The following is a 20,319-nucleotide window of genomic DNA, read 5'->3' as shown; positions in this document are numbered from 1 at the left end:
AAAAGTAATATTTTTTATGCGAATATTGTTGGTTGGAGAATATAGTAGGCTTCATAATTCTTTAAAAGAAGGTCTTACTAAATTAGGTCATGATGTGGTTATCGTTGGAAATGGTGATGGGTTTAAAAACTATCCCGTTGATATTTTCGTAGACCATTCGTTTCATAAACCTCTACTCAAAAAATTAAAAGTCGCTTTTTATAAACTTACATCAATTGATTTAGGTTCTATTGAAGTTTATTTAAAAGCACTTTATCATTTCAAAAAGATGAAGGGATTTGATGTGGTTCAGCTAATTAATGAGTCACCATTAGTAATTCAAGCCAAGTATGAGAAACGGTTTATCAAACGTTTACTTAAGCATAATAAGAAGTTGTTTTTGCTATCGTGCGGTATTGACCACCAATGTATGACATTTATGATGGAAGGGAAATTTAGATACAGTATCATGAGTCCTTATTTAGCAGATGAATCTCTTCATAAACTTTATAAATTTCAGCTTCAATATTTAAACCCAGAGTTTACCAATTTACATCATTTCATTTACAAACATGCTAATGGAGTCATTGCTACAGACATGGATTATCATTTGCCTTTATTAGGACATTCTAAATATTTGGGCTTAATCCCTAATGCCATAAACACTGAAAAAATAAAATGTATTCCATTTTCTATTGATGGGAAAATTAAAATTTTCCATGGTGTGAATAAAAGTGCTGTTGTCAAAAAAGGAAACAAATACTTCGAAGAGGCATTAAAAATTATTGAACAAAAATATCCCGACAAAGTAGAGATCAAAACAACATATAGTATACCCTATGAGCAATACATTAAACTTTACGCTGAATGTCATATCTTACTTGATCAAGCCTACGGATACGATCAAGGTTATAATGCTTTAGAAGCCATGGCCAAGGGCAAAGTTGTATTTACTGGTGCAGAAAAAGAATGGCTTGACTATTATGGATTGGAAAAAAACAAAGTAGCCATAAATGCAAAACCTGAGGTAGACAGCTTAGTTAAAAATTTAGAATGGCTCATCACTAACCCAGAGCAAATTATTAGTATTTCTAATAATGCCAGAGCGTTTATAGAAAAAGAACATAACTATATAAATATAGCAGGCAAATATGTTGATATCTGGAACAAAAATTAGTCTAGAGCATTAATGACAGATGCTGGGCAGCCCCCAATGATGACATTAGAAGGGAATGATTTTGTAACAATAGAACCAGCAGCAATTACAGTATTCTCTCCGATTGTAACTCCTTTTAAGATGGTAACATTATTACCAATAAATACATTATTTTCGATAGTGACTCTCTCAGGTTTCGGATCAGTTTCCAAACGTTTTTCTGGATGTAAATCATGAAAATTGCTATCACTAATTTGGCAATTGTAACCAATTAACACGTCATCTTTTATAATAATTGATTTCTCTGCAGTAATACTTATCGAGTTATTGCAGTTAACATTTTTTCCAATTTTTATTATGGCATTTTCATGTCGCGCCTCCAAATAAGCATACGTGTTATAGAAAAATGGAGAATTGGTTACTCCAAATTTAACATTTTCATCAAGGCAAATTTTACCTTTACCTCTAATGACAACAGGCTGCAAAGCAATATAAGTTCCTTCTACATCAGTATTGTTAGAAAAACTAGAATAGATTAGTTTTCTTAGTCTCATATATAAATTAGCAGCTATGCGTTTAATCATGGTTTTCTTTTAGTGTATTGAATTTACCAAAGAGTGACTTTCTAAATATAAACAACAATATAGCAAAATGAATAAGATAAGACACAAAATGTGCTTTAACTACTCCTATCAAACCGTAATAGTCAATACATATTATACTTGTTACTAATATTGTAGCAATAGCCAAAGTTTCAACAATAATATAGTGCCAAACCATTTTTTTAGCAATAAACTGGTAGGATATCACTAAAGAAAGTACTTTTATAAAATCACCTAAAAGCTGCCATAAAAACAAGTCTGTAACTGGCTGAAAGTCTTTATCAAAAACGAGGTTAATAATAAAACTTCTCAAAAAGTATATAATAACGAGACCTACAAAAAACAGAGGCACTATCGTTTTATAAAAAGAAAACACTTCTTTTCTAAACCCCATACTCGTATTAATTTGCGAAAAGCGTGGTAGGATATATAAGGTAATTAGCGACGTCACAAACATTAGATAATAATTAGAAATCCTTTGCATCGCAACCCAGAATCCTGCTTGGCTTTCACCATAATCATCTATAATATAATTTCTAATAAACACACTCACAAGAGGTAAAACAGTAGCTGAAAACAAAGCCATTATTGTAAATGCACCTAAATTTTTAATATGTACTACAGCTATTTTCTTTAATGAAATTAATCTAAAATATTTCCAGAGATCAGACGCACTAACTAAAGTTATCAAGAACAATACGATCTCAACAATTAAGATAGACAACAACGCACCTTTAAGCTGAAACTTCCATATAAGTAGGACATTGAGGAGTAATCCTATAATTTGAGCTACGATTGTTATGTGTAATATTTGCTTGAACCTCGATAAGCCATTTAAAATTGAAAACATGACTGTTTTAAATGCATAGAGAGGTAAAACAACACCCAGAAATCTAATAATGTAGGCATAATCATTATCTGATGTAAAAATAATGTCATTAAGAGTTTGAGCATTAAAATAAACAAACAAAGATATGATTATTAAAGCCCCTAGAATACAGTAAAACACTGTAGACACTATTTTACCTAACTCTATGATGTTATCTCTAAACTCGGCAACATACTTTACAATACCGTTACCAAGTCCTAAGGTTGAAAATGCTTTTCCTGAGTTTATAACATCGTGTAAGTTTCCAATGTAAGCTAATCCATTTGGTCCAATAAAAATAGCCAAAAGTTTAGAAGTTATAAGTCCTGAAAAAATCCTTAACGCAACAGAAACAGAGTTTATCGATGCTATTTTAAGAAGTAAATTATTATTTATAAGATGCTTTAGTCTCTGTTTCATTATAAAGTAACTCTCTATAAAAATACACTATTTATGTATATCATTTATCTTCTTGCGGAATAATTCCAAATAAGGACGATCCAAAAATAAGCAAGACAATACCAAAGTGCATTAAGTAACTTAAGAAATGTGCTATGACCGCACCTTCAACTCCAAAAACATCAATGAGGTAAATACTAGAAATATATAGCATTATCACCAAGAACACTTCAATTATAATAAAGTGCGTAAACATTTTCTTTGCCAAAAATTGATAGGCAATAACAATTGATAATACTTTGACAAAATCTCCTAGGAGTTGCCATAAAAACAAATCTTCTACAGGTTTAAATTCGTCGGAAAAGATAAGCGGTACAATGAGTGGTTTTAAAAAGTAGAGCAGTATAAGACCAGCTCCAAAAATAGGCATCACCGATTTATAAAAGCCAAAAACCTCTTTTCTAAATTCTTTTTTACTATCAATTTCGCTAAACCTTGGAACAATATACAAGGTAATAACAGAGGTAATAAACATCAAATAATAGTTTGATATTCTATTCATGGCCTCCCAATAACCAGCCTCCTTTATACCTACTTCAGCAATAATGTAATTACGTATAAATATTGAAATCACAGGCAAAGCAATTGCGGTAACCAGTGCCATTGCTGCATAAGGTCCAAACGATTTCAGAATATCAAAACTGATATGATCTGTTTTAATATAAGTCATTAAATTTCGTCTATTAATAATACCAACCAAGGTGATTAAAAATATAAGAGAAGGTGCAATTACAGCTGCTATTAATGCTCCATCAATATGGTTTTGATAAATTAAAAGTAACGTAATGAGTAAGCCTAAAATTTGACCAATGATGTTAATAATGAGTAGCATCTTGTAATTTGAAAACCCATTCATTATTGAAAAACTCATCATATTCAATGCATAAAAGGGTAGCGCTAAAGCCATTATTTTTATGATGTAGGCAAAATTATAGTTTGAAGAAAACAAAAAATCGTTTACAAACTGGGCGTTATAATAGCATAGAAACGATACGATTAGAGTAGAAAAAAAACACAGATAATAAGCCGTAGATAAGGTTTGGCTTAATTTTATACTATCGTCTTTAAATTTTGCGATGGTTTTAACAACACCATTGTAGGATCCTAAAATAGACACCGATTGTGACGCACTTAAAAAATTCCTCAGATTTCCAATAAGCGCCATACCCTCAACACCAATAAATATAGCAATAGCCTTTGATGTTAAAATACCAGCTATGATTTTGGTGACAATCGTTGCCGAATTAAGGTGTGCAACTTTAAACAATACATTAGTGTTAATGTATTTTATTAAGTTTTTCAATTAATAAAGGTTTAGGGCATTAATAATTGTTTAGGGCATTAATAATTGTTTCAATCTCATCATTAGTCATTACAGGGCTCATTGGAATACTTACAACGGTCTCATGTATAGCTTCTGTGATTGGCAAATATAAAGATTTATATTGCAATAGCGCTTTTTGCCTATGTGGAGCAATAGGATAATGAATAAGATAACCTATTTGAACTTTTTCTAAATAATTAGTAAATTCTTCTCTATTTTGCACGCGTACTACGAACACATGAAACACGTGGTTAGACGATAAATCATAATACGGCAGCTCTATTTTAGGGTTATTAATTCCTTCTAAATAGCGTTTCGCTATGTCCTGACGCCTTTTATTATCGTCATCTAGGTCATCAAGTTTAACATTTAAGAATAGAGCTTGTAACTCATCTAATCTACTATTAACACCTATAATCTCATTGATATACTTTTTAGAACTTCCATAGTTATGTAATAATGAGATACAGTTGGCAAGTTGTTCGTCATTAGTTGTCACAGCCCCAGCATCACCCAAAGCCCCAAGGTTTTTTGTAGGATAGAAGCTAAACCCAGCTGCATCAGATAGATTTCCTGCTTTTTGTTCTTCGGAAATAGACACAGCCCCATGAGCTTGGGCAGCGTCTTCGATAACTAATAACTTATTAACCTTAGCGATTTTATTTATAGCTGTCATATCTGCCAATTGACCATATAAATGAACGGCAAGGATTGCTTTGGTTTTAGTCGAAATATGCTTTTCAATCTCTGTTGGAGATATATTGTAGGTCTTTTCATCAGGTTCAACAAAAACTGGCTCCAATCCAGAATTTATAACCGCTAATAACGACGCGATGTACGTATTAGCAGGAACAATAACTTGATCTCCCTGAGTTAATTTACCAAGTTCTATATAGGCTTTAAATATTAAAGTAAGTGCATCCAAACCATTGCCAACACCAATACAATATTTGGTATTACAGTACTCGGCAAAGTTCTTTTCAAAAGATTTTACACTAGAGCCTTTTATATAGTATCCAGAATTTAAGAACGTTTTGAACTTTGAAGTAAACGCCTCTTCATATCTCGAATTAATCTTGTTTAAGTCTAAAAATTTAATCATTTATCGTCACTTTCATTATCTCCTGAAAATAGGTATCACAACCAAATTCTTGTTTTTGCTTTAACATACCAGAGCTATAACCTAACTGAGAATCATTACTAACAGTACCCATAGAAAAGTACTGCTTCCCTTCATCTCTATATTTATAAATTAAATATACAAAAAGCATATCCAAAGCATTGAGTCGCTCTCCTTCGGCAGTAGCAATGCCATATTGAGACTTCACAACGTTTCCTTTATTGAAAATGGTTATTCCAGCAAGAACTTCATCATCTCTATAAACATTATATTGCAAAATTTCCTTCTTAAATTGCTCCCGCAAGTATTTTATTTCAGATAAGCTATGTACAGGTTTCGAGTTGTGCTTTTCTTTTAATCGAGGCACCAAAATAGTATTCCAAAATACATCAAACTCTGCTTCACCTTCTCTTATGGTCAAGCCATTACTATTTAGCTTTTTATATCTCTTAATCTTTGTTTTATGAATTTTAAAATCTGAATTATAATCTATTGCCAAAACCATATGACTGGCAATAAGCTCTACATTTTCAAAACCTTCAACTTGATTTAGAACCTCAGACTGATATATTTTGAGCATTGTTTTTATGGTCATAAGTGTTATGCCTTCTTTAGACAAATAATCGACTAGCGCTTTATTTATTTTTTTTACACTATTAATATCCAAATCACTTAAATATACAAGCCCTCCATAGGTTAAACCTTGATGAGAATATAACAGATGATCTTTATGATTAGCTGGAAAAACCGCTACGAGATCATCCGTGTCATATATCATCAAGGAAAAATCATCAAAGCGATCTTGATGGTAATCCATGAAATTTCTTTTAAATAAAAACGTGGCGTTCTCCGACAGGTTTAAGAACTCATCCCAATCAGATTTGTATGTGCTATCATAGCGCTTTATGGTAATATCAGTTATCGTCATAACTCATTTCAAATATAGCAACAGGCTTTATATATTTTAAAATTGTAAACCACATTCAATGTTAAACATGTAAGTTAAGTTCTATATTTTGGCTCAAATTACGATATTTTTAAATCTTAAAATCACTTTTTGGTTCGATTATTTTATATTTGATCAATTGTAAAACTGAATTTTGAGTTATAAGCGGGTACTTGATAAAAACCTATATCTGTGGGTTATTTATTTGATTGTTTTTTTATTTGTTGTCACCAATGACGCCATTTATTCTCCTGATACAAGAAGCTACATCAATGCTTTACCTTATAGACATTTAGGTTACGTTATCTTTTTAAAGGTTTTTAAATTTATCTTTAGTGGCTTTTTTGATCTAAGTGTCCTTATCTTTCAAGCGGCATTTACCTTAACTGCTGTACATCTGTTTTTAAAAAAAATATCTCAGATACTTAAAATTAATAGTATTGCACGAATTGCCCTGCTCATTATTTTGTTGTTTCCATTCTTCAAACCTTTATCGGTTGCCAATAATATATGTCCTGAAGGTATTAGTTATGGGTTATACTTGTTGTTCGTAGTTTATGGGTTAGAGATATTGTTTAATGAAAACCGTAAAAAATGGATTGCCTTTATCATAATATACTTGGCACTTACTCTTACTAGAGGGCAATTTATTTTAATGCCCTTCATCATTGCATTTGTATATATTTTTAATAATAAAAGCAAACGTCCAAGGCGATCAATCATTTTAAAATCTGCACTAATCATTAGTCTTCCTTTTTTTCTATCCTTAATAGATTCTACTTACCACAAGCTGAAAGATGGTATTTTTATGACGACCCCCTTTGGTTTTGTAGCGGCATCTGGCTCAGCATTTTATGTGTCTGAAAGTTCCGATATAGATAGTATAGAAAGCGTAAATGATAAAACAGTTTTCAAATTGTGCTACGCCAAACTATCGCAAGAAAAATTGCTACTTTCCCAGCAAGACAATGCTCAGTCTGACGCTTTAAATTACAATTATTTTCATAACAAGGTTCCAGAAATATGTAACCAAACCGTTCATTATTTAGGCAAAGATTTTTATTACCAAAAGGAAATACTAAATGAAAACAACACAAAATTAGCGCATGCTAAGGCGTATTATAATATTGAAAAAACATGCAGAAATATTACGTTAACTCTCATTAATAGTAATTTTAAAAAATGGATGCGTATTTATTATGCTAATATTTCACATGGTTTTTATTCTAGCGTCTTTTTTTTGTTAGTTCTTGGTGTTTTTCTTTTTAGTCTTATTAAATTTTTGTTTCATCCAGACAACAAACTCATACTCTTGTTATTTGTTTTATCTGCTTTTACTTTATCCAACGCTATGTTGATTGCTTTTGCTAGTCATTCAATTATAAGGTATCTCTTTTACAATTACGTTTTAATATTTATCTCAGTCATAATTTTAATTAAACTTTTAAAGCATGGAATCAAAAATTGAACTATCTATTGTAATGCCATGTTTAAATGAAGAGGAAACATTGGCTATCTGTATTTCTAAGGCCAAGAACTTTTTGCAAACTAATAACGTGGTTGGTGAAATTATAATTGCAGATAATGGCAGTACCGACAATTCTATAGCTATTGCAACGCGTCATAATGTTAGAATCATTAACGTAGAAGAAAAAGGCTATGGAAATGCTCTTAAAGGAGGGATAAAGGCCGCCGATGGTGCTTACATCATAATGGCTGATGCAGATGACAGTTATGATTTTGAAAAGTTAATGCCTTTTGTAGAAAAGCTAAGAGAAGGCTATGATTTGGTTATGGGTAATCGTTTTAAAGGAGGCATAAAAAAGGGAGCAATGCCTTTTTTACATAAATACTTAGGAAACCCAGTTTTATCCTTCATTGGTAGGCTTTTTTTTAAAATAAAAATAGGTGATTTCCATTGCGGATTAAGAGGGTTTTCGAAAACAGCATTTTCGAAAATGAACTTAAAAACAACAGGGATGGAGTTTGCGTCAGAAATGATTGTTAAATCAAAACTAAATAATCTTTCTATTACTGAGGTTCCAACAATTCTGCATAAAGACGGAAGAACTAGAGCCCCACATCTTAATACCTGGAGTGATGGCTGGAGACACTTGCGATTTTTATTGCTTTATAGTCCTAAATGGTTATTTCTTTACCCTAGTTTAATTTTATTCACCTTTGGTTTAATATCTTCTATTGCTCTTATTATAAAACCTATCGCTTATGAAAACATCATGTTTGATGTGCATACTTTGCTCTATACAGCGAGTATGACTCTTATAGGATTTCAATTTTTCGTTTTTTATGCATTGACCAAAATTTTTGCAGTTGAAAATGGTCTCTTACCTAAGAGTAAACGATACAATAATCTGTTTAAATATTTGAACTTAGAAAAAGGGCTTATAACAGGCGTGCTTTTATTCCTTTTTGGTATTATCTTAAGTATTAAAGGCCTCTTTTTTTGGGAATCTGTAAACTTTGGAAGCCTCGACCCTTCATATACTTTTCGAATAATTATACCTGCCGTGTTTACAATCCTATTTGGGATTCAAATTATTTTATTTAGTTTATTTTTTAGTATTCTTAGTTTAAAAAGTAAACCTGAATAATATAACAACGTCACATTAGTTAATCTTTTCAAAAACAAATAAATTATTTAGACCCAACTGAAATTTTTTGTGAGTCAATAATTTAAATTGTCTAGAGTCTAACATGGTGTAAACTTCACTCGTCTTAAAACCATAATGTTCATCTAATGACATGCCATCAATCAACCTCATTTTTTTCAAAACCCATAAAATCTGATCTACAAAAGGTGAAGGAACTGTTATAATAATACGACCTGAAGTGTTCAAAAACCGAAAAAACTCAGCATTAAACAATTGCTGTTGCTCTCTTGGAATATGCTCTAATACGGCTAGCATAATTATACAATCAAAAGTTTCATTCTTTGGAATGTCATTTGGAAAAAAACCAGAAAACAAAAGGTGTTCATCTTTCTTTGTAGTCTCTTGTAATAAAGGATCTACGCCAATACTTGGCTGGATTTTCTTGTCTTTTAAAGCACTGAATAAATAACCATCAAAACACCCAATATCAAGTATTCTATCATTAGTTCTAACAAACTGACTTGCAACTTTTATTCTCCAATTTCGTAAAACTCTATCGACGTATTTCATTACTGATTTTGATGTTTGCTTTTGCTAAGATCTCTTAGGTTAAAATAATACAATTATAAGAGCTCATTATTTATGTTTTTCAAACGAAATATTACCTTCATTATCAATCACTTCATAAACACCAAAAGGTGTTTTCTCTTCTATGATCAAATAACTTTTATCATCCTGCAAATGATCTAAATAGGCTTCATTATCACTTAAATACGAAAATAATACTCTAAATAAATTTACTGAAGTCTTTATCTTATTATCATATTTCGGGATGTCTCCATTTGGCCATTTCACGGCTAAGGCAGAACCAAAAACAGAATATAATAAATCTCGGTCCAGAGTCTTTGCCCTAGATTGCGTTTGATAATCAAAGCCTACATAACCGCCATGATCTGCAACTATAATAACCAAACTATTAGCATCACCTTCATGAATTGAAGATACAACATCTGTTAACCATGTATTGACTTCCTTTAAACGTTCTAAATACAAATATCGTTCTTCCTTTTTTCCTTTTGAGTATGATTTACTACTCGCTACATGCCAAGGCTTAATTTTCTCAATAAAATAGAAATTATTACTTGCGCCATTTGCGTTAATAAGTGTCATTAGGTCAGATTTAATATCCTTATTCATATCAAATCCATTAGAAAAATATGATACGTCTTCATTCATAATATTACTGTAATCAAAGCCTAAATTTGACTTACCTAAAACAAAGTAAGGTTCTTGAATAAGTAAATGAGTTTTGTAATTATTATTCTTTAAAATAGTTAATACAGGGTTACTTTCTATAATTACTTTCCCGAAATCGTAAGTTTCGTTTTCTGCATTAGAACTAACCTTATAATAATGGTGTTTCATGGCTAATAAAGAACTATTCGAATATAGCGTTGATTCGTAATTACTCCTATAATCTCCATACAACTTAAATTCCTGGCTTCTCAAAAAAGAATTAAACGTACTATTATCGAAATTATAATAACCTTTATTAATCTCATTAAAACTTGGATAACCATCGGCCTGAATTACGTAAATATTTGGGGTTTTCTTAAATATTACAGACTCTATTTTATCAGGCTGTTCGACCCATTTATAAGAGGAAGTATTCCTTTCAATACACTTTGACACTAAAATAGAAAAAGAAATGATAGCCAATATATATTGAATAACAACAACTTTTTTTAAACTCTTATACATGAGAATTGCAAGTAACGCTGCAATAACAAAAACTAATAAGAGTAATTTTTTTTTAATCCCAACAGTAATTAGTACAATAAGAATTGCGAATAAACCAAAACTAATTAAAGGCAATACAAATTTATGGTAAGCACTAAATACAGATGTTTTTCTTATGATTTGATTAATGGCATAAAAAACCATTGTAGGAAGAATTAAAAATATTCCAGTAAAAAAAAGCAAGTGTTTAAAAGAACTAACTATATAAAAATGAGTATTGAAATAATGCAATAAGGGAAACAAACATGCTGCAATAAAAGTTAGAATAGGGTATTCCTTTTTATTATCTATAAACTCTAAAATATATTTTCTAGGATTTTTCAATAGTGTTCGCTTTAAAAAAATACATAACTCTTTGTGAATCCTTAATAATCTTTTTTTCTATTAAAGTGAAGTATTTAAGATAACAATCTTCAAAATGCTCAATAGTATAAAAATCAAAATGACCTTTAAATGCTCCTTTCGTAGCTAACAAGCGCTGCACCCAAGAATCTTTACGCTTCGGAAATTCTATAATAAGATGTTTAGAAAAGTTAGCGAAAAACTCTGCCGACATCTTAAAAGGGATATTACCGCTTAAACTCATATGATGAATCACAGCCAAAGCCATGGTCACATCTGGAGATAGGCTTATAATACGTTTTAAAAACGAATCTCTTTCTTTATTATTAAAACCAATATTCGCAGAAGGATTCAAAACATCAAACATAAATGGCAACATTGAGGCGTCATTGTTCTTTTTCGTATATCGAAAATTGGCATCAACAGCATTATTATCGACGTCACAAACCAAAGTGAGTTCTAGATTTTGATTTATCTTTCTAACAAATGTCCCGTCATTGCCTCCAATATCAATCAAAGTCTTGGCGTTAAGTTGTTGTACCCAGTTATCTATAATCTCAGATTTTTGATCAAATGCCTTAGGAGCATAATTGGTTTTATCGTAATAATCTCCCCATTCACTAGATTCATTTAGGGATAGTTTTTTAATGTGGTCATATAGACTTCTAATAATATTTAATTGTGCTTTTTTTGACAGCTGCCCAACCTTATGCTTACCTTTATAGTCTTCATTATGCTTATCCTCATATTTTGCTAATAAGTGAATATTAGTATATAAAAAAGGGTTCAATTTTGTTTTATATGGTAACATTGAAGATAGCATTTTCACAGGTATACCTTCCATAAAGGTATTCATGAATTTTAATGATTCGGCACCACAATATTTAGCCAATACCAATGGCCCAAAAAAGTGAGACACAAACTGTTTATATGCCCTCCAAGGCGTATTTTCTTGATAAAAATCGAATGACAACGTATCTATAAAAACCATCCGTCCTTGGTGAAATGTCACATTAAAAGACGAGGCATCTTTTAAAGAAAACCCATGTTCTAAAGCGAACTTTTGAATTTTCAAAGTGAGTAATGCCGCTTCTTTGTACATATCGAAACTCCATTCAAACGGATATGTAAAAAATGGTATTTGCTCTGGTTCAATAATTATTTCAGTATTGGAGCTAGACAGTTCCTTGTGATTAATTAATAAACCTGCATCTTGTAATTTTTTTAAAAAATGAGAATCTTTAAGTGATCTATACTGATCAAAATAGAGCGGTGAAATAGAGCGTTTTATTACGCCATGGTCATCAAAAATAAAACCAGAAGGATCTCTAAATGATGATGAATGTCTATTGTTTATTGTCACTATGAGGTTTGCTTTCTATATCAGAATCTTTAATATCAATGTCGTCAAATACGTCATTTTCTGGCTTAGCAATTCCCAGAAATGATTTTATTTTAAACATTAAATTTTTAGAAAACAACACAACTCCAGCTATTGCGGCAACAATGGCCTGAATAATCATCGCTCCCAACCCTGGATCAAAATATAACATATGTATCATTTCTAACATGTTGTAAATATAGAAAACTCAAAATAAAAAAGGAATCCAATCTTAGATTCCTTTTTTATAGTCATAATTATTAAATGCTTTTATTACGCTTACGCTCAACTTCTTTTAAGAATATTTTACGCAGTCTTATGTGATTTGGTGTTACCTCAACATACTCATCTTTTTGAATATATTCTAAGGCTTCTTCTAAAGAGAATTTAATTGCCGGAACAATCTTCGCTTTATCATCTGCACCTGCACTACGTACGTTACTTAATTTTTTAGTTTTTGTAACATTAACAGTCATATCATCACCTCGAGAATTTTCTCCAATAACCTGACCTTCATAGATATCTTCACCTGGATCGATAAAAAACTTCCCTCTATCTTGTAACTTATCAATTGAATAAGGAATCGCTTGTCCATTTTCCATTGAGACTAAACTTCCATTTTGACGTTCTGGAATCCCGCCTTTTAAGGGTTGATATTCTTTAAAACGGTGTGCCATAATCGCCTCACCTGCTGTTGCCGTTAATAACTGATTACGTAAACCAATAATCCCACGAGAAGGCACTATAAATTCGCAAATCATACGTTCTCCTTTAGCTTCCATGCTTAGCATTTCACCTTTTCTCATCGTAACCATTTCAATAGCTTTACCAGAAACTGTTTCTGGCAAATCAATGGTCATTTCTTCCACAGGCTCACATTTAACACCATCAACCTCTTTAATAATCACTTGTGGCTGTCCAATTTGTAATTCATAACCTTCACGACGCATTGTTTCTATTAAAACTGATAAGTGTAAAACACCACGACCAAACACCATAAATTTATCTGCACTATCTGTATCTTCAACGCGCAATGCTAAATTCTTTTCAAGCTCTTTGGTTAAACGCTCTTTAATGTGTCTTGAGGTTACATATTTACCATCTTTACCAAAGAAAGGCGAATCATTGATTGTAAATAACATACTCATGGTAGGCTCATCAATTGCGATCGTTTTTAGACCTTCTGGCGTTTCCCAATCAGCAACAGTATCACCAATTTCAAAACCTTCCAAGCCTACAATCGCACAAATATCACCTGCCTGAACTTGATCTACTTTTTTACGTCCTAAACCTTCAAAAGTATGTAACTCTTTTATTCTAGATTTCACAATGCTTCCGTCGCGTTTTACCAACGAAATATTTTGACCAACCTTAAGTTCACCACGAGTTAATCTCCCAATCGCAATACGACCAGTAAATGAAGAGAAATCTAAAGATGTAATTAACATTTGTGTTGTTCCTTCTTCAATTTTAGGTTCTGGAATGTGTTCAATAACCATATCCAAAAGTGGCTCGATATTTTCAGTTTCATTTTGCCAGTCATCACTCATCCAGTTGTTCTTTGCAGAACCATATACCGTTGGAAAATCTAACTGCCATTCTTCTGCACCTAATTCAAACATTAAATCAAATACCTTTTCATGAACTTCGTCTGGCGTACAATTTTCTTTATCAACCTTATTAATAACCACGCATGGTTTTAATCCTAAATCGATAGCTTTTTGCAATACAAAACGTGTTTGTGGCATTGGACCTTCAAAAGCATCAACCAATAACAAAACACCATCAGCCATATTTAATACACGCTCTACCTCTCCTCCAAAATCGGCGTGACCAGGCGTATCAATAATATTGATTTTTGTGTCCTTATATATTACAGATACATTTTTAGATGTAATAGTAATCCCTCGCTCTCGCTCTAAATCGTTATTATCTAAAATTAAATCTCCAGTATTTTCGTTCTCACGAAATAACTGGCAATGATACATGATTTTATCAACCAATGTTGTTTTTCCGTGATCGACGTGTGCAATAATTGCAATATTTTTAATTGTAGCCATAATGATGCCTTATTTTAAGCGTGCAAAGGTACGTTAAATTCCGCTTAAATACTCAATCTTAAGGAATAATTCGAAATCCACTATTTTTATTATTGACAGAAGTCGATAGAAGCACCTTAAATTTAGCTAAAACACTGATAATTAATACTATTGAATTTAGGCGTTTGCGTTGTTAAAATTTTCGAAACTTTAGTTAATTAAATGTTATTCTGATAAAAGAATATAATTTCAGTACGTATCTTACGTTATCAAATTGATTAATAGTAAATAGCCTCCCAAACCAACCAAAATATTGGGCGATTTACATCTGAAAAACTCTAACAGATGCAAACGATTAGCAAATATTCAAAATTTGTGCCTTACCTCTATTTTTTAGCGGTAATTGCCTATTGGTTCACCAACGTTAACAAAAGCGAAGGTCTTACAGCGTATCCTATTCTTTTATTTGGAATTCCATTTCTTTGGCAGTTAATTAAACCTAACAAAAGATTAAATTTCACCCTAGGAATTACATTTGTGTGCTTATCATCGTATTTAATTTTGGCTTACTTATCTGATATGTTCAATATTGTAAATGTGTCGAATCTTGCTAAACAATTTATGGTATATGGTGGAATATTTGTGATTGCTAACTTCATTATGGCCTTATGGATGATAAGAAATAGTCTTAATAGAAGCTTTTAAACCATTCGTGATTTGTATCTTTGCGCTGAAATTTGAAATTTTAAGCAGATGCAATTATCAGACGTTCCAAAACTGAAACACACTAATTCTAACAACTTTTTTTTACTTTGTGGTCCTTGTGCCATTGAAGGTGAAGACATGGCCTTACGCATTGCCGAAAAAGTGGTTACAATAACCGATAAATTAGAAATTCCTTATGTGTTTAAAGGAAGTTTCAAAAAGGCTAATAGAAGTAGGATAGATAGTTTTACAGGTATTGGAGACGACAAAGCACTTAAAATTCTTCAAAAAGTTTCTCAAACATTTGACATTCCAACTGTAACCGATATTCATGAAGCTTCAGATGCAGCTAAAGCAGCAGAATTTGTTGATGTGCTTCAAATTCCTGCGTTTTTAGTACGTCAAACAGATTTAGTAGTTGCAGCCGCTAAAACGGGCAAAGTAGTAAATCTTAAAAAAGGACAGTTTATGAGTCCTGAAGCTATGAAACATGCCGTTCAAAAAGTAAAAGATTCAGGGAGCAACAAAGCATGGATAACAGATCGCGGAACCATGTTTGGCTACCAGGATATGATTGTAGATTTTAGAGGTATTCCAACCATGAAAGCTATTGCTCCAACTGTTTTAGATGTTACACATTCATTACAACAGCCTAACCAAAGTGTTGGTGTAACAGGAGGTCGTCCAGATATGATAGAAACTATTGCCAGAGCTGGTGTTGTAAATGGCGTAGATGGTTTATTTATTGAAACCCATTTTGATCCAGCTAACGCTAAGAGTGATGGGGCTAACATGTTACATTTGGATAATTTAGAGCAACTATTAGCTAATCTTGTTGCCATTAGAAAAACGGTTAATCAATTATAGACCATGATAGACGATATTGAAATTAGAGAAGCAACTCTAGATGATATCCCAGAAATTACTGCAATTTTCAGAGACACTGTAAGAGCTGTTAACAGTAGAGATTACAATGAGAAACAAATTGAAGTTTGGTCGTCTGGCGCAGATGATATTGAAAAATGGGAAGAGCGTATTAAAAAATTCTACTTTCTCGTTGCCGAAGTTGGAACAACCATTGTTGGTTTCTCATATTTAACTAAAGGCTATTATTTAGATGGTCTATTTGTTCATAAAGACTTCCAAAGGCGTACCATTGCATCAAAACTACTGCGCATAATGGAATCTCGTGTGTCGTTAAATGGTTACGATACCATCAAATCTGATGTCAGTATAACGGCTCTTGAGTTTTTTGACTCTCACTTTTATGAAGTTGAAAAAAAGCAAAAGAAATCTCATAAAGGGCAAGTATTTGAAAATTATATCATCTACAAAGACCTATAGGACAATTCCAGTTACTAATTTAAGATTGTTTAAATAAAACCCTATAAAATCACTTCAAAAACGACTTGTTTTTATGGGTCTCAACCTCTTTTAAAATTCCAATAAAAATTATATCGTCAATGTCATCTAAAGTTTTATAACGCATAGATTTTACAACTTTACGATTTTCAGACACCATATATTCGGTGTATTTGGTTAAGTGCGCCGAATGCCAAAACCCAACATCCACATAGTCTTTACTTTGATTGAGATAGCAAATAGGACGTGTTCCAAGGTAATAACACGGAATACGCCATTTATATTTCATTTCAGCATTTGGAAACGTATGCTCAATGAGTATCTGCACATGCAAAAGAATCGATTTGTATGGCTCGGGTTGTTTAAGGATATACGCTTCGGCAGGATTCACATCAATTTAAAAAATTCGAAGAATTCCAACCACTAAAAGTCCAATACCAATAATGGCTTTAAATGGCATTAATTTATCAGACAATTTCTTCAAACTATCACCAAAGGCTGGTGCCTTACCAATAACATGTGTTAAGAGTAAAAACCCACCAACGATGCCAACAGTATTATAGATAGGAGCACTCCAAAACTTTAAAATAGCCAATACTATTAATCCACCTCCAATAACCGTTTGAAAAGGTGCTAAAACACCAGCAATTTTGTTAAAGAAGTTACTCTCTCCATCCCATTTATCTAAAGTTGCAAGCCCTAATAATAGTCCTCCAGAAATAAAGGCAATAGTCAATAAAAATCCAGTCATCATTTAAAAATATTAATTGTTATCCCATAAATATAATTATTATCTTTAGTTAATGAGATACATTTTTTTAACATTATCGTTGTTGATGACCACTTTTGTCTATTCGCAAAACTATGAATGGATAGATAACAAAGTAAAACAATACCCTAATTATGGTACTCTTGAAGTATTGGTTGACAGGGTTTCCAAAGACTTCAATACTGAAGAAGAAAAGGTAAGAGCCTATTATACTTGGATAGCACATAATATTACTTATGATCTTAATCGATACTATAGTTTTAATCCACCTGAAATGCGAATCACTTTTGACTCTGAGCGGCTCAATAGAAGTATTCAAAAGCAGCGCAACGCGAAATTGGTAAAAAGAATATTAACGTATAAAAAAGCAATGTGTATAGAATTTAGTACGTTGTTTAACGAACTCTGTTTACGCTCTGGAATTCAATCCCAAATTATAAAAGGCATTACTAAATTGTCTACGAACGAAATTAACACAACTCGAAACATAAAGAATCATGCTTGGAATGCTGTAAAAATCAACAATAAATGGCAACTTATAGACGTCACATGGTCTACAGGTTATGAAAATATGAAAACAAAATCTTGGATTCAGCGCTTTAATGATTTTTACTTTTTCACAGATCCTTATGAATTTTTAAGTTCTCACCTTCCCCAATATCAACATTTACAATTTGTATCGCATCCCATAAGTATAAAGTCATTCTTTGAAACACCAGTATTTTACTCTAAATATTTTGAAAGTGGCGTTAGAATCGCTAATAATCAAAAAGGCCTTATCGAATTGAAAGAGAAAAACAATACCATTACAATTGTGTTTAAAGAAAAAGCCAAGGCTTCAAAAATTTATTACAAATTTGAAAACAAAAAACACTCTAAAGAGCTGCACTTCAAAAAAAACAAACACAATCTTTATGTGGCTTCGCTAAATTACAAATCAAACACCTCCTCTTCAGATGTGCTGAGTCTTTATTTTGAAAACGAGAAGATTCTAGATTTTAAAATAGAAAAATAGTTGCGTATTTCGCTTTATTTTTTTTACTTTGTATTTCAAAGTACTTTATTATGGAATCAAAAGATTATCTTAAAGATATAAGTGATATTAAAACTATGATGAGCAAATCATCTCGTTTTTTATCCATTAGTGGTCTCTCTGGAATACTCGCAGGTATCTATGCATTGATAGGGGCTTACATAGGCTATGGCATCATTTACGCAGACAACATGGTAACTGTTGACGGATACAGAACCTTACTCATAACTGAGGAAAGCACGATGTACATTTTTCTGGTCGCTATCACTGTGGTTGTCATGTCTATACTTACAGGTATTGTTCTAAGCTATGCAAAAGCCAAGAAGCAAAACGAAAGTATGTGGGATTCAACATCAAAACGGCTGATTATTAATTTTTTAATCCCGTTGATTACTGGAGGCATCTTTATCATGTTGCTATTAGAAAAAAATGTATACGCCCTTGTTGCTCCTCTAACGATGATTTTTTACGGCTTAGCTTGCGTTAATGCCAGCAAGTATACTTTAGGATATATTAGATATTTAGGAATCACAATGATTATTATTGGATTAATCTCTACTTACTTTTTAGGCTATGGCTTGTTTTTTTGGGCCTTAGGATTTGGAGTTTGTCATATTTTCTATGGAACTATTATGCATTTTAAGTACGATAGAATGAAATAAGTTTTGCTTTGCATAACTTTGAATTATGAATCTGAAACCAGAAGCGTGAGTATAATTAACAACATAAACAAAGCATTTGACCATCGCATTAGATTAGGCATTATGTCTATTTTAATGGTTAATGAATATGCAGATTTCAATATGCTAAAAAACCTACTAGGCGCAACAGATGGAAACCTTGCAAGTCATACAAAAGCTTTAGAAAAAGCAGATTATATAAAAGTGGAAAAACAATTTATTGGTAGAAAACCAAATACGCGCTACTCTGCCACTAAATTAGGTAAAGCCGAATTTAAAAAACACATAGAAGCGCTCGAAAAATTAATTAATAAACAATAAAAAAATTTATAAATCTACTTTGAATTTCAAAGTAAAAAAACACAAACAAAATGGCATACTTTGTAGATAAAAACTCAATAGTTAGAGAAATTTGGGGCAAAAGCGACACCATACTCTTGGTTTTTGCAGGTGCTTCTGCCGAGTTTGCCCTCAATAAAGCCGTAGATTGGCTCTATTTTACCGGACAACTTCCCAAGGATCCCTTAGGACGTCTATTTTCTACGGTTTCTTACGCCCGAAAAATTGTTTTTTCTGAAAAAGAAAAGGCGCACAAAGCTATTGATACCATAACAAGCATACATCATGCTATAGAACAACAACGCGGGCAAGCCATTCCAAATTGGGCTTATAAAGATGTATTGTTCATGCTCATAGACTATTCGATTCGATCTTTCGAAATTTTAGAACGACCACTTGATATTCTAGAAAAGGAAGAGGTTTATAAGGTCTTTTATAAGGTAGGAAAGCGCATGAACATACAAGAATTACCCAAAGATTATGTGCATTTTAAACACATGCGCTCATTACATATTACGGAGAATTTGCATAATAGCAGCTATACGAAAGATCTCTATAAACAGTATAGGAAACATTTGGGGTTTATGAGATATAAACTGTTACTAGAGTCTCAGCGACTCATTTGCCCAAAAATGGTTAATGCTTATTTAAATAAGAGAAAAGCATCACTATTAAGACCTCTTATTTATCTATATAAATTATGTAGATCCATAAGGCTAGACGCCCTACTTAAAAACATGCTATTGCCATCAAATTATAAAAAAGAAATCAAATCATTAAACCATATAAACGCCTAGATAACG

At 32.0% G+C, this 20,319-nt stretch carries 22 protein-coding genes; 10 read left to right on the top strand and 12 right to left on the bottom strand.

Annotated elements, in window-relative coordinates:
* Window positions 1-16 precede the first annotated feature (16 nt).
* Entirely contained in the window at window positions 17-1,156 is a 1,140-nt protein-coding gene (locus Q0787_RS10985) for a glycosyltransferase (protein WP_298902683.1), read from the top strand.
* Here Q0787_RS10985 and Q0787_RS10980 read toward each other — a convergent pair.
* The 5 genes from Q0787_RS10980 to Q0787_RS10960 are packed head-to-tail and all read right to left on the bottom strand — an operon-like array spanning window position 1,153 to window position 6,436.
* Window positions 1,153-1,719, bottom strand: a complete 567-nt coding sequence (locus Q0787_RS10980; RefSeq protein WP_298902681.1) for an acyltransferase — start codon at window positions 1,717-1,719, stop codon at window positions 1,153-1,155. The two genes, Q0787_RS10985 and Q0787_RS10980, sit on opposite strands and share 4 nt — an antisense overlap.
* Entirely contained in the window at window positions 1,712-3,025 is a 1,314-nt protein-coding gene (locus Q0787_RS10975) for an O-antigen translocase (protein WP_298902679.1), read from the bottom strand. The genes Q0787_RS10980 and Q0787_RS10975 overlap by 8 nt, the downstream gene beginning before the upstream one ends.
* 40 nt (window positions 3,026-3,065) lie before the next feature.
* Complete coding sequence (locus Q0787_RS10970) at window positions 3,066-4,367, bottom strand: O-antigen translocase (protein ID WP_298902678.1); 1,302 nt, start codon at window positions 4,365-4,367, stop codon at window positions 3,066-3,068.
* Window positions 4,368-4,386: 19 nt separating this feature from the next.
* The gene (locus Q0787_RS10965) at window positions 4,387-5,490 is read right to left on the bottom strand and encodes a DegT/DnrJ/EryC1/StrS aminotransferase family protein (protein WP_298902677.1); all 1,104 of its coding nucleotides are present in this window, start codon (window positions 5,488-5,490) and stop codon (window positions 4,387-4,389) included.
* On the bottom strand, window positions 5,483-6,436 hold the full coding sequence (locus tag Q0787_RS10960) for a GNAT family N-acetyltransferase (protein ID WP_298902674.1): 954 nt from the start codon (window positions 6,434-6,436) through the stop codon (window positions 5,483-5,485). The genes Q0787_RS10965 and Q0787_RS10960 overlap by 8 nt, the downstream gene beginning before the upstream one ends.
* A gap of 172 nt (window positions 6,437-6,608) precedes the next feature.
* On the opposite strand from Q0787_RS10960, the gene Q0787_RS10955 reads away from it, so the two are divergent.
* Together Q0787_RS10955 and Q0787_RS10950 are read left to right on the top strand one after the other, a co-directional pair.
* Complete coding sequence (locus Q0787_RS10955; protein ID WP_298902673.1) at window positions 6,609-7,922, top strand: hypothetical protein; 1,314 nt, start codon at window positions 6,609-6,611, stop codon at window positions 7,920-7,922.
* A complete protein-coding gene (locus Q0787_RS10950; protein WP_298902671.1) occupies window positions 7,906-9,066 on the top strand; it encodes a glycosyltransferase family 2 protein in 1,161 nt (386 codons plus the stop codon). Before Q0787_RS10955 ends, Q0787_RS10950 begins: the two co-directional genes overlap by 17 nt.
* Window positions 9,067-9,081: 15 nt before the next feature.
* Here the strand turns inward: Q0787_RS10950 and Q0787_RS10945 are convergent, their stop codons facing one another.
* The 5 genes from Q0787_RS10945 to typA all read right to left on the bottom strand — a co-directional run bounded on the left by Q0787_RS10945 (window position 9,082) and on the right by typA (window position 14,649).
* Entirely contained in the window at window positions 9,082-9,636 is a 555-nt protein-coding gene (locus Q0787_RS10945; protein WP_298902670.1) for a methyltransferase domain-containing protein, read from the bottom strand.
* Between the two features lie 66 nt (window positions 9,637-9,702).
* Complete coding sequence (locus Q0787_RS10940; RefSeq protein ID WP_298902668.1) at window positions 9,703-11,190, bottom strand: hypothetical protein; 1,488 nt, start codon at window positions 11,188-11,190, stop codon at window positions 9,703-9,705.
* On the bottom strand, window positions 11,177-12,571 hold the full coding sequence (locus tag Q0787_RS10935; protein ID WP_298902667.1) for a class I SAM-dependent methyltransferase: 1,395 nt from the start codon (window positions 12,569-12,571) through the stop codon (window positions 11,177-11,179). The genes Q0787_RS10940 and Q0787_RS10935 overlap by 14 nt, the downstream gene beginning before the upstream one ends.
* Window positions 12,555-12,770 (bottom strand): hypothetical protein, encoded by a 216-nt coding sequence (locus Q0787_RS10930; RefSeq protein WP_298902666.1) that lies wholly within the window; start codon window positions 12,768-12,770, stop codon window positions 12,555-12,557. Before Q0787_RS10930 ends, Q0787_RS10935 begins: the two co-directional genes overlap by 17 nt.
* A 79-nt stretch (window positions 12,771-12,849) precedes the next feature.
* Window positions 12,850-14,649 (bottom strand): translational GTPase TypA, encoded by a 1,800-nt coding sequence (typA, locus tag Q0787_RS10925; protein ID WP_298902664.1) that lies wholly within the window; start codon window positions 14,647-14,649, stop codon window positions 12,850-12,852.
* 324 nt (window positions 14,650-14,973) lie between these two features.
* Here typA and Q0787_RS10920 point away from each other — a divergent pair, with 324 nt between their 5' ends.
* The 3 genes from Q0787_RS10920 to Q0787_RS10910 are packed head-to-tail and all read left to right on the top strand — an operon-like array spanning window position 14,974 to window position 16,677.
* Complete coding sequence (locus tag Q0787_RS10920) at window positions 14,974-15,333, top strand: hypothetical protein (protein ID WP_298902663.1); 360 nt, start codon at window positions 14,974-14,976, stop codon at window positions 15,331-15,333.
* A gap of 48 nt (window positions 15,334-15,381) precedes the next feature.
* Window positions 15,382-16,200, top strand: a complete 819-nt coding sequence (gene kdsA / locus Q0787_RS10915; RefSeq protein ID WP_298902662.1) for a 3-deoxy-8-phosphooctulonate synthase — start codon at window positions 15,382-15,384, stop codon at window positions 16,198-16,200.
* Between the two features lie 3 nt (window positions 16,201-16,203).
* Window positions 16,204-16,677, top strand: coding sequence for a GNAT family N-acetyltransferase (locus Q0787_RS10910; RefSeq protein ID WP_298902661.1), 474 nt, complete (start codon window positions 16,204-16,206; stop codon window positions 16,675-16,677).
* A gap of 49 nt (window positions 16,678-16,726) precedes the next feature.
* On the opposite strand, the gene Q0787_RS10905 is transcribed toward Q0787_RS10910, so the two are convergent.
* Window positions 16,727-17,086 carry a DUF1801 domain-containing protein gene (locus Q0787_RS10905; RefSeq protein WP_298902660.1) on the bottom strand — a complete coding sequence of 120 codons (360 nt, stop codon included), beginning with the start codon at window positions 17,084-17,086 and terminating at the stop codon, window positions 16,727-16,729.
* A gap of 6 nt (window positions 17,087-17,092) precedes the next feature.
* A complete protein-coding gene (locus tag Q0787_RS10900) occupies window positions 17,093-17,449 on the bottom strand; it encodes a hypothetical protein (protein WP_298902659.1) in 357 nt (118 codons plus the stop codon).
* A gap of 49 nt (window positions 17,450-17,498) precedes the next feature.
* Here Q0787_RS10900 and Q0787_RS10895 point away from each other — a divergent pair, with 49 nt between their 5' ends.
* From Q0787_RS10895 to Q0787_RS10880, 4 genes are read left to right on the top strand one after another with little or no spacing between them, the layout of a single operon-like run.
* Window positions 17,499-18,479: a transglutaminase domain-containing protein gene (locus tag Q0787_RS10895; protein WP_298902658.1), complete on the top strand. Its 981-nt coding sequence runs from the start codon at window positions 17,499-17,501 to the stop codon at window positions 18,477-18,479.
* 50 nt (window positions 18,480-18,529) lie between these two features.
* On the top strand, window positions 18,530-19,159 hold the full coding sequence (locus Q0787_RS10890; RefSeq protein WP_298902657.1) for a hypothetical protein: 630 nt from the start codon (window positions 18,530-18,532) through the stop codon (window positions 19,157-19,159).
* A 45-nt stretch (window positions 19,160-19,204) separates the two neighbouring features.
* On the top strand, window positions 19,205-19,498 hold the full coding sequence (locus Q0787_RS10885; protein ID WP_298902655.1) for a transcriptional regulator: 294 nt from the start codon (window positions 19,205-19,207) through the stop codon (window positions 19,496-19,498).
* 50 nt (window positions 19,499-19,548) lie between these two features.
* Window positions 19,549-20,313 carry an oxygenase MpaB family protein gene (locus Q0787_RS10880; RefSeq protein WP_298902653.1) on the top strand — a complete coding sequence of 255 codons (765 nt, stop codon included), beginning with the start codon at window positions 19,549-19,551 and terminating at the stop codon, window positions 20,311-20,313.
* Window positions 20,314-20,319: the final 6 nt, after the last annotated feature.

The sequence above is a fragment of the uncultured Psychroserpens sp. genome (assembly GCF_947492715.1).
GTDB lineage: Bacteria > Bacteroidota > Bacteroidia > Flavobacteriales > Flavobacteriaceae > Psychroserpens.
This window is presented reverse-complemented; position numbering and strand designations above follow the sequence as displayed.

Excerpts from the sequence above, each read along its gene's own strand:
- Q0787_RS10985 (WP_298902683.1), top strand. The coding sequence starts at position 17 with ATGCGAATATTGTTGGTTGGAGAATATAGTAGGCTTCATAATTCTTTA.
- Q0787_RS10980 (WP_298902681.1), bottom strand. The coding sequence starts at position 1,719 with ATGATTAAACGCATAGCTGCTAATTTATATATGAGACTAAGAAAACTA.
- Q0787_RS10975 (WP_298902679.1), bottom strand. The coding sequence starts at position 3,025 with ATGAAACAGAGACTAAAGCATCTTATAAATAATAATTTACTTCTTAAA.
- Q0787_RS10965 (WP_298902677.1), bottom strand. The coding sequence starts at position 5,490 with ATGATTAAATTTTTAGACTTAAACAAGATTAATTCGAGATATGAAGAG.
- Q0787_RS10960 (WP_298902674.1), bottom strand. The coding sequence starts at position 6,436 with ATGACGATAACTGATATTACCATAAAGCGCTATGATAGCACATACAAA.
- Q0787_RS10950 (WP_298902671.1), top strand. The coding sequence starts at position 7,906 with ATGGAATCAAAAATTGAACTATCTATTGTAATGCCATGTTTAAATGAA.
- Q0787_RS10945 (WP_298902670.1), bottom strand. The coding sequence starts at position 9,636 with ATGAAATACGTCGATAGAGTTTTACGAAATTGGAGAATAAAAGTTGCA.
- Q0787_RS10930 (WP_298902666.1), bottom strand. The coding sequence starts at position 12,770 with ATGATACATATGTTATATTTTGATCCAGGGTTGGGAGCGATGATTATT.
- typA (WP_298902664.1), bottom strand. The coding sequence starts at position 14,649 with ATGGCTACAATTAAAAATATTGCAATTATTGCACACGTCGATCACGGA.
- Q0787_RS10920 (WP_298902663.1), top strand. The coding sequence starts at position 14,974 with ATGCAAACGATTAGCAAATATTCAAAATTTGTGCCTTACCTCTATTTT.
- kdsA (WP_298902662.1), top strand. The coding sequence starts at position 15,382 with ATGCAATTATCAGACGTTCCAAAACTGAAACACACTAATTCTAACAAC.
- Q0787_RS10910 (WP_298902661.1), top strand. The coding sequence starts at position 16,204 with ATGATAGACGATATTGAAATTAGAGAAGCAACTCTAGATGATATCCCA.
- Q0787_RS10900 (WP_298902659.1), bottom strand. The coding sequence starts at position 17,449 with ATGATGACTGGATTTTTATTGACTATTGCCTTTATTTCTGGAGGACTA.
- Q0787_RS10895 (WP_298902658.1), top strand. The coding sequence starts at position 17,499 with ATGAGATACATTTTTTTAACATTATCGTTGTTGATGACCACTTTTGTC.
- Q0787_RS10890 (WP_298902657.1), top strand. The coding sequence starts at position 18,530 with ATGGAATCAAAAGATTATCTTAAAGATATAAGTGATATTAAAACTATG.
- Q0787_RS10880 (WP_298902653.1), top strand. The coding sequence starts at position 19,549 with ATGGCATACTTTGTAGATAAAAACTCAATAGTTAGAGAAATTTGGGGC.